At 67.7% G+C, this 13,951-nt stretch carries 14 protein-coding genes; all 14 read left to right on the forward strand.

Annotated features, from left to right (window positions below; translation table 11 throughout):
• The first annotated feature begins 103 nt into the window (after positions 1-103).
• Positions 104-715, forward strand: a complete 612-nt coding sequence (locus tag GS424_RS01825) for a TetR/AcrR family transcriptional regulator (protein ID WP_160942014.1) — start codon at positions 104-106, stop codon at positions 713-715.
• A gap of 91 nt (positions 716-806) precedes the next feature.
• Positions 807-1,457: an MptD family putative ECF transporter S component gene (locus GS424_RS01830; protein ID WP_160942013.1), complete on the forward strand. Its 651-nt coding sequence runs from the start codon at positions 807-809 to the stop codon at positions 1,455-1,457.
• A 16-nt stretch (positions 1,458-1,473) separates the two neighbouring features.
• Positions 1,474-2,226 (forward strand): energy-coupling factor transporter transmembrane component T, encoded by a 753-nt coding sequence (locus GS424_RS01835; RefSeq protein WP_244977639.1) that lies wholly within the window; start codon positions 1,474-1,476, stop codon positions 2,224-2,226.
• Positions 2,223-3,698: an ABC transporter ATP-binding protein gene (locus GS424_RS01840; protein ID WP_160942011.1), complete on the forward strand. Its 1,476-nt coding sequence runs from the start codon at positions 2,223-2,225 to the stop codon at positions 3,696-3,698. The genes GS424_RS01835 and GS424_RS01840 overlap by 4 nt, the downstream gene beginning before the upstream one ends.
• A 108-nt stretch (positions 3,699-3,806) precedes the next feature.
• Positions 3,807-5,666 (forward strand): ABC transporter ATP-binding protein, encoded by a 1,860-nt coding sequence (locus GS424_RS01845; protein ID WP_160942010.1) that lies wholly within the window; start codon positions 3,807-3,809, stop codon positions 5,664-5,666.
• 1 nt (position 5,667) lies between these two features.
• Positions 5,668-7,413 carry an ABC transporter ATP-binding protein gene (locus tag GS424_RS01850; protein ID WP_160942009.1) on the forward strand — a complete coding sequence of 582 codons (1,746 nt, stop codon included), beginning with the start codon at positions 5,668-5,670 and terminating at the stop codon, positions 7,411-7,413.
• A gap of 151 nt (positions 7,414-7,564) precedes the next feature.
• A complete protein-coding gene (locus GS424_RS01855; RefSeq protein WP_009305903.1) occupies positions 7,565-7,936 on the forward strand; it encodes a metal-dependent transcriptional regulator in 372 nt (123 codons plus the stop codon).
• Positions 7,937-8,237: 301 nt separating this feature from the next.
• Positions 8,238-8,804: a DUF1062 domain-containing protein gene (locus GS424_RS01860; protein WP_160942008.1), complete on the forward strand. Its 567-nt coding sequence runs from the start codon at positions 8,238-8,240 to the stop codon at positions 8,802-8,804.
• A 193-nt stretch (positions 8,805-8,997) separates the two neighbouring features.
• Positions 8,998-9,423 carry a 6-pyruvoyl trahydropterin synthase family protein gene (locus GS424_RS01865; protein ID WP_009305907.1) on the forward strand — a complete coding sequence of 142 codons (426 nt, stop codon included), beginning with the start codon at positions 8,998-9,000 and terminating at the stop codon, positions 9,421-9,423.
• Positions 9,420-10,040 (forward strand): NAD(P)H-dependent oxidoreductase, encoded by a 621-nt coding sequence (locus GS424_RS01870; protein WP_160942007.1) that lies wholly within the window; start codon positions 9,420-9,422, stop codon positions 10,038-10,040. Before GS424_RS01865 ends, GS424_RS01870 begins: the two co-directional genes overlap by 4 nt.
• Before the next feature lie 71 nt (positions 10,041-10,111).
• On the forward strand, positions 10,112-10,750 hold the full coding sequence (locus tag GS424_RS01875; RefSeq protein WP_009608046.1) for an MptD family putative ECF transporter S component: 639 nt from the start codon (positions 10,112-10,114) through the stop codon (positions 10,748-10,750).
• Positions 10,750-11,478 carry an energy-coupling factor transporter transmembrane component T gene (locus GS424_RS01880; protein WP_160942006.1) on the forward strand — a complete coding sequence of 243 codons (729 nt, stop codon included), beginning with the start codon at positions 10,750-10,752 and terminating at the stop codon, positions 11,476-11,478. Before GS424_RS01875 ends, GS424_RS01880 begins: the two co-directional genes overlap by 1 nt.
• Entirely contained in the window at positions 11,478-12,959 is a 1,482-nt protein-coding gene (locus GS424_RS01885) for an ABC transporter ATP-binding protein (protein ID WP_160942005.1), read from the forward strand. Before GS424_RS01880 ends, GS424_RS01885 begins: the two co-directional genes overlap by 1 nt.
• A 3-nt stretch (positions 12,960-12,962) precedes the next feature.
• Positions 12,963-13,940, forward strand: a complete 978-nt coding sequence (locus GS424_RS01890; RefSeq protein ID WP_160942004.1) for a helix-turn-helix domain-containing protein — start codon at positions 12,963-12,965, stop codon at positions 13,938-13,940.
• The last annotated feature ends 11 nt before the right edge of the window (positions 13,941-13,951 follow it).

A 13,951-nucleotide genomic window follows, 5' to 3' on the forward strand; every position in this document is an offset into this window, starting at 1 on the left:
GCGCGCCGCAAGTTCGGGCTTGCAATCCGCCCGGACCGCCTCTATACTGATAATCACATTATCGATAATGAAATTATCAGTAGAGGGAAAGGCGGTTGGAAGCTTGTCGAAATCCGACGCGAGCATCGACCCTCGCATCCTCGACAGCGCACGGCGGGAGTTCCTCGCCCGCGGCTTCGAGGGGGCGTCCTTGCAGAGCATCTGCGCGGACGCCGGCGTGACGACGGGTGCGCTCTACAAACGCTACAAGGGGAAGGCCGATCTGTTCGAAGCCGTGATAGCTCCCACGCTCGCCGACATCCGCGCGCTTGAGGAAGAGGCGAAGCGCCGCGATTACGCGCTCATGGACGATAAGAACCTTCGCGAGCTGTGGGCTCTGTCCGAAGATATCCATCGCCAGTGGATGATCTACTTCTACGAGCGCTACGAAGGGATGCGGCTCCTGTTGTGCTGTGCGGAGGGCACGGCCTATGCGAACTTCCTTCACGACTTCGTGGCGCGCAACACGGCGTTGTGCATGGAGTTCGTGAACGAGGCGCGTCGACGCGATTTGCCGGTGAGCGACATCGACGCCGACGAGTTGCACATCCTGCTCACGGCGTACTGGTCCACCGTGTTCGAGCCCCTCGTCCACGGGTTCCCCCTGGAAAAGGCACTCGGATACTGCAAGCGCATCGCCGGGTTCTTCAATTGGCAGGTGGTGTTCGGCTTCTAACATGCGGTGAGGAAACGGAAGACGAGGCGGACGGGATCCGCCTTTTCTCGAACCAAAGGTTACCCTAATCTAACATTTGAAAGGAAACGCCATGCAACAGAACGCAGGGCAGGCGCAAGCCATGCCCGAAACCGAGGCCGTGCCCGCGGGAAAGCGGCCGGGAACGCGCAACGAGCGCCTGAACGTGCGCGACTTCGTGACCATCGCGGTGCTCACCGTGCTGGAACTGGTGGTGTATTTCAGCGTCGGCATGATTGCGGGCTCGACGCCCATCGGCTGGTGTTTCACGCTGGGCATCCAGGCCATCCCGTTGGGCATCATCTTCATGCTGATGTACGCGAAGGTGAACAAGCGCGGCGTCGTGCTCATCTCGGGCGTGCTCGTGGGGCTGCTCGTCGGTATGAGTTTTTGGCTCACCGGCCTCGTCATCGCATTGGGCGCACTGGTTGGCGAGGTTATCTGGAACGTCGCCGACCGCAAGCGCTTCGTCACCATGGCCGCCAGCTTCACGTCCATCATGGTGGGATGGTATCTGGGCGCGTTCGCCCCGCTCGTGCTCATGAAGGACTTCTTTTTGAACTCGGTGCCCACGATGGCTGAGTTCTACGGCAGCGTGTTCGATATCGTGGCGGGCCCTCTGTTCTTCGTCTGCCTGGGCGTTACCGCGCTTGGCGGCGTTCTGGGCTCGCTGCTGGGACGCGCTGTGCTGAAGAAGCACTTCGAACGCGCGGGGATCGCCTGATATGGAGGCCGCGCGCATGCAGAACGCGACCGTCGTGCCTCGCGACGGAGGATCGGGCGTGCCGGCGGTGAGAAACCTCGACCCGCGGATGAAGCTGCTCATCGTCCTCGTGGTGGGGTCGGCCGCGCTGTTCAGCCCGCATCGTGCCCTGCTGCTGTGGTGCTACGCGATTATCGCGGCGCTGTGGCTGCTGTCGGGCGAGGCCCGTCGCGCGCTGGGATTCGTGGCCGTGCTCGCGGCGGTGGCGCTTGCCGAGTGGGGCGCGGGGTTCATCCCCAACGCCACGGTGGCGGGCATGGTGGGTTTTCTCTTCTTCATTTTCGCGCGTTCGCTGTCTACGTTTGCGCTGATCATGTGGATGTCGGTGGGGTTGCGCATCGATGATCTCATCGCGTCGCTGCAGCGCTTGCGCCTGCCGCGCGGCCTCGTCATCACCATCGCCGTGGTGTTTCGCTACCTTCCCACGGCTGCCGACGAGTTCCGGAAGATCAGCGCCACCATGCGGCTGCGCGGTGTGGAGCTCTCGGCGCGCAACCTGGTGCTGCATCCCGGCCGCTCGCTCGAGTACGTGCTGGTGCCGCTCATCATCCGCACCATCAAAATCGCTGACGATCTGGCCGCTTCCGCCATGACGCGCGGCCTCGACCTCGTGGGTGCGCGCACGACGTACCGCGACGTGCGCATCGGAGCGTCGGGGGCGTTCGTGACGGCGGCGGTGCTCGTCTGCACGGCGGCCGGTTACGTCGCGTGGGCGGTGAGCGCGCTATGACGGCCAACGAGGTGGTGGTGGCAGGTGCGACGTTTCGCTACGCCCACGATGGCCAGCCTGCGCTGCGCGGCCTCGACCTGCGCGCGGGCGGCGGGAAGCTCGTGCTGCTGCTGGGCGCGAGCGGGTGCGGTAAAACCACTGCGACGCGCCTGCTGAACGGGCTGGTCCCCCATTTCTTCGAGGGAGGCGCGCTCGACGGCTCGGTGGACGTGTGCGGCATGGAGCCGGCTTCCGTCAGCGTGCAGCGGCTGGCCGGCGCGGTGGGGTCGGTGTTCCAGGATCCGCGCAGCCAGTTCTTCGCCACCGACGTGTCGTCCGAAATCGCGTTCTCGTGCGAGAACCTCGGCGTTCCCGCGCTCGAGATGCGCCGACGCGTGGCCGAAGCGGCCGGAGCGTGCGGCGTCGCGCACCTGATGGACCGCAGCATCTTCGACCTGTCGAGCGGCGAGAAGCAAGCGGTGGCGGTGGCGTCGGTGCTGGCGATGCGCCCGCGCGTGGTGGTGATGGACGAGCCGTCGGCGAACCTCGACGAGGTGGCCACCGCTCGGCTGCGCACCATCGTCGAGACGCTGCTGCACCGCGGCGTGACCGTGGTGGTGTCCGAGCATCGGGTTCACTATCTGGCCGACCTTGCCGACGAGGCGCTGCTGCTGCGCGCAGGGCGCGTGGAGCGGCGTTTCGCCGCGGGAGAATTGGCGCGTCTTACGCCCGAGGCATCGCACGAGCTGGGCTTGCGCGCGTCGAGCCTCGATGAGGTGCGCGCCGTGCCGCGCGCGGAGGCCCGGGGACCTGCGGCCCTTGAAGTGCGCGACGTGAGCTTCGGCTATCGGGGCGAGCCGCCCGTGCTGAAGGGAACGTCGTTCTCGGTGCGGGAGGGCGAGGTCGTGGGCATCGTCGGACGCAACGGCGTGGGCAAAAGCACGCTGATCGACCTCGTGTGCGGCCTCAAGACGGAGTGTGCGGGCACGGTGTCCATCGGCGGCGTCTCGTTGCGGCCGAAGGAGCGCGTGCGGGCAAGCTACCTGGTCATGCAGGATTCGGATTGCCAGCTGTTCGCGGAAAGCGTCGAAGCCGAGCTGCTTCTGGGCGAGCGTGCCGACGAGGCGCGCACGGCGCGAGCGCGCGCAGCGCTTGCGCGCATGGGGCTTGCGGGGCTGGAGGACCGTCACCCGGCATCGCTGTCGGGAGGCCAGAAGCAGCGGCTGTCCATCGCGGTGGCCTACATGAAGGATGCGAAGGTCGTGTGCCTCGACGAGCCTACGAGCGGCTTGGACTGGGCGTCGATGATGGGCGTGGCGCAGCTGTTGCGGGATCTGGCCGAAGAAGGGCGCGGCATCGTGGTGATCACCCACGACTACGAGTTCTTGCTGGCGGCGTGCGACCGGGTGCTGCGCATCGGCGAGGGCGGGTCGGCGGTCGAGGTCGGCTTCGACGGCCCTGGCGATGCGAGCGCGCTCCGCAACCCCGAATAGTCGTTTCGGTGCCGCGATGCGGCGGGAGTCCCTCGATCCTGCGCCGGCGGGCGCGCGTTTCAGGCATTCTGAGCGAAGTTTGATAAAGCTAACTTGAGGAGTTGACCAATGGAAGTTTCTCCGGCGAACCGCGACGTGCGGCCAAGCGCGTTCGCGAAGCTGTACTACTTCATGCGGCCGGATCGCGGGCGCATGGTGTGTTCGCTCGTGCTGGCCTGTATCGGCGAGGCCGTGGGCATGGTGCCCTACGTGGTGATCGCGCTGTTGGCGGCGGGGCTCATCGAGGGCACGCTGACGTTCGAGCGCGCGGCCCTCCTGGCGGCCGTCGCCGCGCTCGCGCACGTCGCGCGCTTCTTCTGCACGTGGCGCTCGTCCATGATGAGCCACCGCATCGCGTTCAAGGCGCTGGCCACCATGCGCGACCAGATGGCGGAGAAGATGGAGCGCGTTCCCATGGGCACGATCATCGACACGCCCACCGGCACGTTCAAGAACCGCTTCGTCGACAACGTGAACCAGCTGGAAGACGCCATCGCCCACTTCATGCCCGAGCTGCCGTCGAACGTGTTCGGGCCGTTGCTGGCCATGGTCATCGTGTTCGCGCTCGACTGGCGCATGGGGCTGGCCGGGCTGGCCACCATCCCGCTGGGCGTGCTGTTCTATGCGGCCATGATGCGCGATTACAAGCCGAAGATGGCCCGCTACATCGGCAGCGAGCAGCGGATGAACTCGTCGCTCGTGGAGTACGTGAACGGCATCCAGGTGATCAAGGCGTTCGGGCGTACGGCCAGCTCGTACGGCGGATTCTCCACCGCGGTCGCCGAGTACCACGACTCGACGCTCGCGTGGTTCAAGCAGAGCTGGGTGTGGATGGCGGCCGTCAAGTCGGTGGTGCCGTGCACGCTGCTCGTGTCGCTGCCGCTGGGCGTGTGGCTCATGTCCGCAGGCCAGCTGACGCTGCCGATATTCCTGACGTGCATCGTCATCCCGCTGGGCTTCATCGCGCCGCTGCTGAAGTTCGCGCAGGCGGGCGGCCAGATCTCGCGCATGGACGTGTGCCTCAACGTCATCTGGGACTTCCTGGGCGCGCCCGAGCTCGTGCGCCCCGCCGAGCGCGTGCGGCTGGACGGCGAGTCGTTCGCGTTCGAGAACGTGTCGTTCTCCTACCACGAGGGGGCCGAGGTGCTGCACGGCGTCAGCTTCGAGACGCATCCCGGGCAGATCACGGCCATCGTGGGGCCCAGCGGTTCGGGCAAATCGACCGTGGCGAAGCTCATGGCCGGGTTCTGGGACGCAACGGACGGGCGCGTCGCGTTCGACGGGGTCGATGTGCGGAACATCCCGTACCAGCAGCTCATGGAGCATATCTCCTACGTGGCGCAGGACACGTTCCTGTTCGACCGCACGCTTGCCGACAACATTCGCATGGGGCGGCCTGCCGCTTCGCAGGCCGACGTGGAGGCCGCCGCCCGCGCGGCGGGTTGCCACGAGTTCATCAGCCGCTTGCCGCAGGGCTACGACACGCGCGCCGGCGAGGCGGGCGAGAGGCTGAGCGGCGGCGAGAAGCAGCGCATCGCCATCGCGCGCGCCATTTTGAAGAACGCGCCCATCGTCATCCTCGACGAGGCGACGGCCTACGCCGATCCCGAGAACGAGGCGCTCGTCGAGCGCGCCATCAGCAAGCTCGTGGCCGGGAAGACGCTCGTTACCATCGCGCACCGCCTGTCCACTGTGACGGGCGCCGACCAGATCCTCGTCATGGACGCCGGCCGCATCGTCGCTCGCGGCACGCACGAGGAGCTGCTGGAATGCTGCCCGCTGTACCGTCGCATGTGGGAGCAGCACAGAAGTTCCGCTGTTCTACGAACAGCGGAACCGGCCGACGCTGCGGCTTCCCCCGGTGGCACCGGGGAAACCCTCGCTGACGTTTCGGCGACGGGCGACAACGATATCAAGGAGGCGATGTAGCATGTTCGCGCTCATAAAACGCGTGCTCGACCTGGCTGGCAGCTTCTCTCCGGCGGCGCGGCGCAGCCTGACGTGGGGCATGGTGTGCAACATCCTGAAAGCGTTCTTCATGGCCGGTATGCTGGGCGCGGTGTTCTGGGCGCTCGAGAACCGCGACCATCTCGACGCCGTCGTGGCGTTGCAATGCCTGGGCATCTTGGCTGTCAGCGTGATCGGGCAGTACGTGTTCCAGTACCTCGTGGACATCACGATGGACGCGCAGGGCTTCCACATCTTCCGCGACCTGCGCCTGCGCGTGGGCGACCGGCTGAAGGCCGCGCCCATGGGTTACTTCTCCGAGCAGCGCCTGTCGGCCGTCACCACGACGCTGACCACGACGGTGCACCAGCTGGAGGAGTTCATGACCATCTGCCTGACGGGTCTGACGGGCGGCGTGGCCATGGCGGTGATCATGAGCCTGTTCTTCCTCGCCGTGGCCTGGCCCATCGCGGCCATCACGTTCGCGGGCATCGCCGCGGGCCTGTGCGTGCTGAACGTGCTGCGTCGCCGCGCCACCAGCGTGACGCGCGAGGTGACCGCCGCGCAGGAGGCCATGACCGACAAGGTCATCGAGTACGCTCGCGGCATGGCCGTGCTGCGCACGTTCGCCACGCCCGACGAATCGCTGGCCGCCGCGAAGGCGTCGTTCCAGCAGAAGCGCGCGGCCGATTACCATCAGGAGGCCGCCGCGCAGGGCATCCTCAAGCTGTACGCGCTCGTGTTCAACCTGGCCAGCTGCGCGGTGCTGTTCACCGCGTGCGCGCTGTACCTGAACGGCGCGCTGCCGCTGTCGTGGGCGCTCACGCTGCTCGTGGCCGCGTTCATGATCTACGGCGAGCTCATCCACGCGAACGATGCGGCGTTTCTCACGAAGAAGATCGAAGGCGAGCTCGACCGCGTCGACGAGGTGTGCGACATCCCGAAGCAGAACGCGACGGACGTGCCGCTCGCGCCCGCCGATTTCGGCATCGAGATGAACGGCGTCTCGTTCGGTTACGACGCCGACCGGCGCGTCATCGACGACGTGTCGCTGCGCATCCCGCAGGGCACGAGCTGCGCCATCGTGGGGCCCAGCGGCTCGGGCAAGACGACGCTCGTGAACCTCATGGCCCGATTCTGGGACGTGGACGCCGGCGCGGTGCTGCTCGGGGGCCAGGACGTGCGCGAGGGCACGGCCGAGAGCCTGCTCGCGCACGTATCGATGGTGTTCCAGAACGTGTACCTGTTCAACGACACCGTGGAGAACAACATCAAGTTCGGCATGCCGAACGCCACCCATGCCGACGTGGAGGCCGCCGCCAGGCGCGCCCGCTGCCACGAGTTCATCATGCAGCTGCCGCAGGGCTACGACACGGTGCTCGAGGAGGGCGGCGCCAGCCTCTCGGGCGGCGAGCGCCAGCGCATCTCCATCGCGCGCGCCATCATGAAGGATGCGCCCATCGTCATCTTGGACGAGGCTACGAGCTCGGTCGATCCTGAGAACGAGCACGAGCTGATCGCCGCCATCGGCGAGCTCACGCGCGGCAAGACCCTCGTGTCCATCGCGCATCGCCTGAACACGGTGGCCGGCGCCGATCAGATCCTCGTGGTGGACGAGGGCCGCATCGTGCAGCGGGGCACGCACGACCAGCTCATGGGCGAGCAGGGGCTCTACCGCGACTTCGTGAACCTGCGACGCGAAGCCGCCGGCTGGCGCCTGGCGGGGTAGGGCGCGCGCCTTCGCGCGCCGCCTGCGAAATGTCCGATCGGAGTAGGCGCGCGGCTGTTTGGAGCGGAACGGGCGGCCCGTTTCTGCTATACCGGAGGGAAGGGAAACGCACTGCGCGCGCGGCGGCCGCCCGCGCGGAGAGGAGGTGCAGGTGAAGCAGCCTGTTCATGAGTCTGCCGAAGACTATCTGAAAGCCGTGCTGGCGCTGGAGCGCGAGCACGGCTATGTCCGCGCCGTGGACGTAGCCGGCCGGCTGGGCGTGTCGAAGGCGAGCGTGTCGAAGGCGCTGTCCAAGCTGGAGCGCCAGAAGCTCGTGCACGTGGTGGCCCACGACGTGCGGCTCACCGCCGAGGGGCGCGCCGTGGCCGAGCGCGTCAGCGAACGCCATGCGTTCTTCCGCGCTCTGCTGCGCGCTGCGGGCGTGGAGGCCGTCGTCGCCGACGAGGAGGCGTGCCGTCTCGAGCACTGCCTGTGCGAGGACTCGTTCCGGAAGCTGGTAACCGCGCTCGACGCGCGCGGCTGAGAGCGCTCGGTTGACGCGCGGCGGGTCGCCCGGTATGATGGCGGCCCGGGCCGGACGGCCCGCAACCCAACGAAAGGCTCTCCTCTCATGACTGTTCCTCCCAACCGCTAAACCACGCGACACATCCGTCCCATCTGCTGCCGCGCCGCGCGCGGCCGCTTCGTGATGGGCTCGTCCGGTTGAGATGCACAGACAATCAGAGAGGCTCCCTGTATGAAAAAGCTGAATAACGGCGTGGTGCCGCCTGTGCCCGCCTTCCATTTCGAACGTATTCGGATTGCGAAGGAAGGCAACAACCATCATGAAAACGAGTATATGGCGCGTGGAGGCGACCGCCGCGCCGGTCGCGCTGCGCCCTTGTGGGACCTGCGGTGCTGACGCGGAGTTCGCGTCCACGGGCCTGTTTCGCGTGAACGCCCAGAAGAAACGTCTGGACGTGTGGCTCATCTACCGGTGCGCCACGTGCGGAAGCGTGTGGAACAGCGCCGTGATCAGCCGTGGGCGCCCGGGAAGCATCGACCGCGAAGAGCTCGAGCGGTTCACGGGCAACGATCCCGCGATGGCGCTGCGGTGCGCGCTCGACGTCGGCTTGCTCAGGCGCAACGGCGCGCGCCGGGGCAAGGTCGCCTTCGTCGTCGAAGGCGACCGGCCCGCCGGCGGCGAGGACTGTCGGGTTGAAATCGACGGCGGCGACCTTGCGGGCCTGCGCCTGGCCGAGGTGCTGCGGGCCAAGCTGGGCGTTTCGCGCAGCGGCTTGGAGCGCCTCGTGGAGGCGGGCGACGTGAGCGCCGCCGACGGAGCCGACGTCCTCGCCGCGAAGCTCCGTCCGCACCAGACGATCCTCGTGCGCGGGCGGCGCGAGCAGTAGGCGGGCAGGCGGCCCGGGACCACGCTCCCGGGCCGCTCCCGGCCCCCTGCCCCCCACCGCGCCCGCCACCGCGGACGCCCGGCCCCTTCCCGATGTTTCACGTGAAACATTCGTTCTATGCGCACAGGTGGGGTGCGACCGTGGGAGTGTGCTATCATGACGGCAAACACAGCGGCCATGCAAAGGAGCCATCATGTACGGATTGAAAACCGAGGCCAGCTTCGACTCGGCCCACTTCCTGACCGATTACTACGGCAAGTGCGAGAACCTGCACGGCCACCGGTGGAGAGCGGTGGTGTACCTCGAGGTCGCCGACCTGCAGGCCGACGGCACGATGAAGGACATGGTGGTTGATTTCGGCGTGTTCAAGCGCGCGGTGCGCGACCTGGCCGAAGAGCTGGACCACACCTTCCTCGTGGAAGAGGGCTCGCTGGCCGCGACGACGCTGGCCGCCCTCGAGGCCGAGGGCTTCAGCCTGACCGTCCTGCCCTTCCGCACCACCGCCGAGAACCTGGCGCGCTACGTCTGCGACCGGCTGACGGAGCAGGGTTTCCCCGTGTCCCAGGTGGACCTGTACGAAACCCCCAACAACTGCGCCATCTACCGGAGGACGGCATGAACGTTTCGGTCATCCTGGGGCATCCCTACGACGGCAGCTTCAACGCGGCCATCGCCCAGACTGTGGTGCAAACGCTGGAGGAGGACGGCCATGCGGTGGCGTTCCACGATTTGCACGCGGAGGGCTTCAACCCGGTGATTCCCCCGTCCGAGCTGGTCAGCGATGTGCCGGCCGACGATCTGACGGCCCTGCACCAACGCGAGATCAAGGAGGCCGACGGCATCGTCGTCGTGCATCCCAACTGGTGGGGGCAGCCGCCCGCCATCCTCAAGGGATGGGTCGACCGCGTGCTGCGGGAGGGCGTGGCCTACGGGTTCGCCGAGGGCGATTCCGGCGGCGGCCTGCCCATCGGCCTGCTGAAAGCCCGCGCGGTGCTCGTGTTCAACACGTCGAACACGCCGGAAGCGCGCGAGCTCGAAGCTTTCGGCGATCCGCTGCAGCGGCTGTGGCGCGACTGCATCTGCGACTTCTGCGGCGTGACCGCGTTCGATCGGGTTATGTTCCGCGTCGTCGCCGACAGCACGCCGGCCGACCGCCGCACGTGGCTTGAGCAGGTGCGCACCATGACGCGCGAAAGTTTCCCGTCCGAATGGAACAGCGCTGCCCGATCGGACTAGAACCGTCTGCCCCGTTGCCGCATACTGTCTCCGATATAAGTAACCCTTGGCTAACAAGTAAGGAGACCTTCATGGCAAGCAGCGTCGCATCGACGGCGAGCCCGGCACCTTCCCCGAGCGAGGGGAAGGTGCTCAAGGGCCGCGACCTCATCAACATCGGCATCTTCACGGCCATCTACTTCGTCATCCAGTTCGTGTTCATGCTGTGCGGCGGCATCCATCCGGCGCTGTGGGTGTTCATGCCGGCGCTCGACGGTTTGTTCGCGGGCATCCCGTTCATGCTCATGTGCGCGAAGGTGCAAAAGCCCGGCGCCGTCGTCATCATGGGGCTCATCGTGGCGCTCATCTACTTCGCGACGGGCATGTTCACGCCGCTCATCCTGGCCATGATGGCGGCATCTTGCGTTGTCGCCGAGGTCATCCGCGCGGTTGCGCGCTATCGCAGCTTCCTCGGCAACGCGGTGGCGTACGCGGTGTTCGGCCTGGGCATGTGCGGAAGCCCTCTGCCGCTGTGGGTGTTCCACGACTCGTTCGTCTCCCAGATCGCCGAGCAGGGCATGGGCGCCGACTACCTGGCGTCGCTCGACGCGCTGTCCACGACGCCGATGCTGATCGCCATGTTCGCCGTCACCATCGTGGCTGGCCTCGCGGGTGCGTACATCGCGCGCTGCCTGTTCAAGAAGCACTTCGAGAAGGCGGGGCTCGTCTAATGCAGGCCGCCTACACGCTCGAGGATCGTCGCGTGCTGGGCCGGGCGCCGCGCTCCGGCGTGCTCGACCTCGACCCGCGCACCATCATGGGCGTGCTGCTGGCGGCGTCGGTGGTGGCCTTCATGTCGAAGAGCCTCACGGTTGAGCTGGGCCTCGTGCTGGGCGTGGCGCTGCTGCAGGCGCTGACGGGGCACGTGAGGATGGCGCTTGCGTTCGCGGGCGGCTACGCGGTGCTGTGGGCGGTGCTCAACCTCGTGTTTCCCCACGTCGGAGGCGTTGCAGCCACCATGTTCACCATCAGCTTCACGTTCTCGCGCAAGATCTTCCTGTGCCTCATGGTGGGCTCGCTGCTGGTGGCCGAATGCTCGGTGCACCGTCTGACGGCCGCGCTCGAGCGCCTGCGCGTGCCGCAGGTGGTGCTCATCCCGCTCACGGTGACCATGCGCTACTTCCCGGCGCTCAAAGACGAGATGGCGCACATCCGCGACGCCATGCGCCTGCGCGACATCCCCGCTTCCGAGCGGCTGGAATGCTTTGTGGTGCCGCTCATCATGTCGGCCACCACCACGGCCGACGAGCTGTCGCGCGCCGCGACCTGCCGGGGCATCGAGAACCCGGTGCGCTCCACCGACACCGAGCGGCTGCGCATGCGTGCCGCCGATTGGGCGGTGCTCGCGGCGTCCGCGGCGGCAGTCGTGGTCGTGGCGCTGTGGGGAGGGGCGTACTGATGGCGGGGGCTCGGCAGTGCGCTGAGGCGCGCGGCGACGAGCGCGCTGAGGCGCGCGGTGGCGAGGCGCCGGTCGTCGTCCGCCTGCGCGATGCGTCCTGCCGCGGGGCCGGCGACGCGCTCATCCTGGACGGCGTGGACCTCACCGTGCGCCGCGGCGAATGCGTGCTGCTGTGCGGGCGCTCGGGCATGGGAAAGACCACGGTGACGAAGCTGATCAACGGCCTCATCCCGCAATTCGAGCCCGGGGTCGAGCGCACGGGCGAGGTGGAGGTGTGCGGCTTCGATCCGGCGCGCTGCGCCATGCACGAGCTCGCGCGGCACGTGGGCAGCGTGTTCCAGAACCCGAAATCGCAGTTCTTCAACCTCACCTCCAACGACGAGCTGGCGTTCGGCCTGGAGGCGGCGGGGGTCGACGCCGACGCGATCGAGGAGCGCATCCGGGCGACGGTGGGGGCGCTGCACGTCGAGCACCTGCTCGACCGCGGCGTGACGAAGATGTCGGGCGGCGAGAAGCAGAGCCTCGTGTTCGCCTCGGTGGACGTGATGGACCCCGACGTGTACGTGCTGGACGAGCCCACCGCGAACCTCGACGCGCGCGCGATCCGCGTGCTGCACGACCAGATCGCCGCCATCCTCGCGCGCGGCAAGACGGTGATCGTCGCCGAGCACCGGCTGTACTTCGTGGCCGACCTCATCGATCGCGCGGTGCTCATCGAAGGGGGCCGCGTCGCGCGCGAGTTCTCGCCCGAGGACTTGCGCGCGCTGTCGGAGGAGGAGCGCGCCCGCCTGGGCCTGCGCGCCGTCGACCCCGCCGTCGCGATGGCCGTGACGTGCCCGGCGGCCCCCGCGTGCGCGACGGGTGCGCTCGAGCGCGGGCTGTCGCTGCGCGGTTTCGCCAGCCTGCGCAAGAAGCGGCGCGTGTTCGCCCCGGTCAGCTTCGACGTCCCGCGCGGCGCGGTGGTGGGCGTGACGGGCGCGAACGGCGTGGGGAAGTCGACGCTCGTGCGCGCGATGGCGGGCCTCGAGCGCGCGACGGAGGGGGAGCTGCGCTTCGACGGCGCACCGCTCGATGCCCGCGCGCGCCGCCGCCGGTGCTCGCTCGTCATGCAGGACGTGAACCATCAGCTGTTCAGCGACAGCGTGCGCGGGGAGTGCGAGCTGTCGGCGGGCGGCGTCGACGCGGCTCGCGTGGACGAAGTGCTGGCGGCCCTCGACCTGGAGCATCTGGAGGCGTGCCACCCCATGGCGCTGTCCGGCGGCCAGAAGCAGCGGCTGGCCGTGGCCTGCGCCTTGCTCGCCGGGCGGGAGGTGCTGCTGTTGGACGAGCCGACGAGCGGGCTTGACTTCGGGCATATGGTTGAGGTAAGCCGGTTGGTGAAAGGGCTGGCTGAACGGAACATCTGCATCGTCGTGGTCACGCACGACTGCGAATTCCTCAGCCGCAGCTGCGATTTCGCGTACGAATTGGAGGCGGGCTGATCGATGGGCGAGGCGGGCGATGTGCTGTCGTGCGTGATGGCGGGTGGCGAAGGCGTCGTGGAGGAGCGGCCAGGAGGGGCCGTGCTCCGCGTGAAGAACGATACGGGCGAGGGGTCCATGGCCTTCTGCCAGGTGTTCGACGGCGTGGGACTCTCGTTCAACGACTTCCGGCTGGACGCGTACGATTCGGGGTTCGTGGCCGGTCCGGACATGCTGTGCATCGACCACTGCCGCGAGGGGCGCATCGAGCAGCCCGTCGCGGGCGGAGCCTACTCCTACGTGGCGTCCGGCGACCTCAAGATAGACGACCGCTCCCGCCATACCGGCATGTTCGTCCTGCCGCTGGGTCACTACCGCGGCATCACCGTGTCCTTCGACCTCGCCCGCGCCGAGCGCTCCATCGCCCAAGCGCTCGGTGGGTTCCCGGTTGATCTGCGCGCGCTGCGCGATCGCTTCTGCCGCGGCGGCGACCCCTTCATCATGCACGACGCACCGGGCGCGGAGCACATCTTCTGCGAGCTGTACTCCGTGCCCGACGAGATCCGCGCGACGTACTTCCAGCTCAAAGTGCTGGAGCTGCTGCTGTTCCTGCAGGTGCTCGATCCCGGCCCCGTGCGCGAGCGTCGGCCGTACTTCTATCGCGCGCAGGTGGAGAAGGTGAAGGCGGCGCGCGACTTCATGGTGGCCGACCTCACCGTCGAGCACACCATCGACGAGCTGGCCGACCGCTTCGAGCTGCCGCCCACGGCGTTCAAGACCTGCTTCAAGGGGGTATACGGCCTGCCGCCGTACGCGTACCTGCGCACCTTCCGGATGGAGCGCGCCGCCGCGCTTCTGCGCGAAACCGACCTGCGCGTGGCCGACATCGGCCTGGCCGTGGGCTACGACAGCCCCTCCAAGTTCACCGCCGCCTTCAAGGCCGTGATCGGCCAAACCCCCACCGTCCACCGCCGCGACCGCGCAAGGTACGTGCGACGTTAGTGAGCTGCGGC

It is taken from the genome of Eggerthella guodeyinii, from assembly GCF_009834925.2.
GTDB lineage: Bacteria > Actinomycetota > Coriobacteriia > Coriobacteriales > Eggerthellaceae > Eggerthella > Eggerthella guodeyinii.

Coding starts and splice junctions, on each gene's coding strand:
- GS424_RS01830 (WP_160942013.1), top strand. CDS start 807: ATGCAACAGAACGCAGGGCAGGCGCAAGCCATGCCCGAAACCGAGGCC.
- GS424_RS01835 (WP_244977639.1), top strand. CDS start 1,474: ATGCAGAACGCGACCGTCGTGCCTCGCGACGGAGGATCGGGCGTGCCG.
- GS424_RS01840 (WP_160942011.1), top strand. CDS start 2,223: ATGACGGCCAACGAGGTGGTGGTGGCAGGTGCGACGTTTCGCTACGCC.
- GS424_RS01845 (WP_160942010.1), top strand. CDS start 3,807: ATGGAAGTTTCTCCGGCGAACCGCGACGTGCGGCCAAGCGCGTTCGCG.
- GS424_RS01850 (WP_160942009.1), top strand. CDS start 5,668: ATGTTCGCGCTCATAAAACGCGTGCTCGACCTGGCTGGCAGCTTCTCT.
- GS424_RS01860 (WP_160942008.1), top strand. CDS start 8,238: ATGAAAACGAGTATATGGCGCGTGGAGGCGACCGCCGCGCCGGTCGCG.
- GS424_RS01865 (WP_009305907.1), top strand. CDS start 8,998: ATGTACGGATTGAAAACCGAGGCCAGCTTCGACTCGGCCCACTTCCTG.
- GS424_RS01870 (WP_160942007.1), top strand. CDS start 9,420: ATGAACGTTTCGGTCATCCTGGGGCATCCCTACGACGGCAGCTTCAAC.
- GS424_RS01875 (WP_009608046.1), top strand. CDS start 10,112: ATGGCAAGCAGCGTCGCATCGACGGCGAGCCCGGCACCTTCCCCGAGC.
- GS424_RS01880 (WP_160942006.1), top strand. CDS start 10,750: ATGCAGGCCGCCTACACGCTCGAGGATCGTCGCGTGCTGGGCCGGGCG.
- GS424_RS01885 (WP_160942005.1), top strand. CDS start 11,478: ATGGCGGGGGCTCGGCAGTGCGCTGAGGCGCGCGGCGACGAGCGCGCT.
- GS424_RS01890 (WP_160942004.1), top strand. CDS start 12,963: ATGGGCGAGGCGGGCGATGTGCTGTCGTGCGTGATGGCGGGTGGCGAA.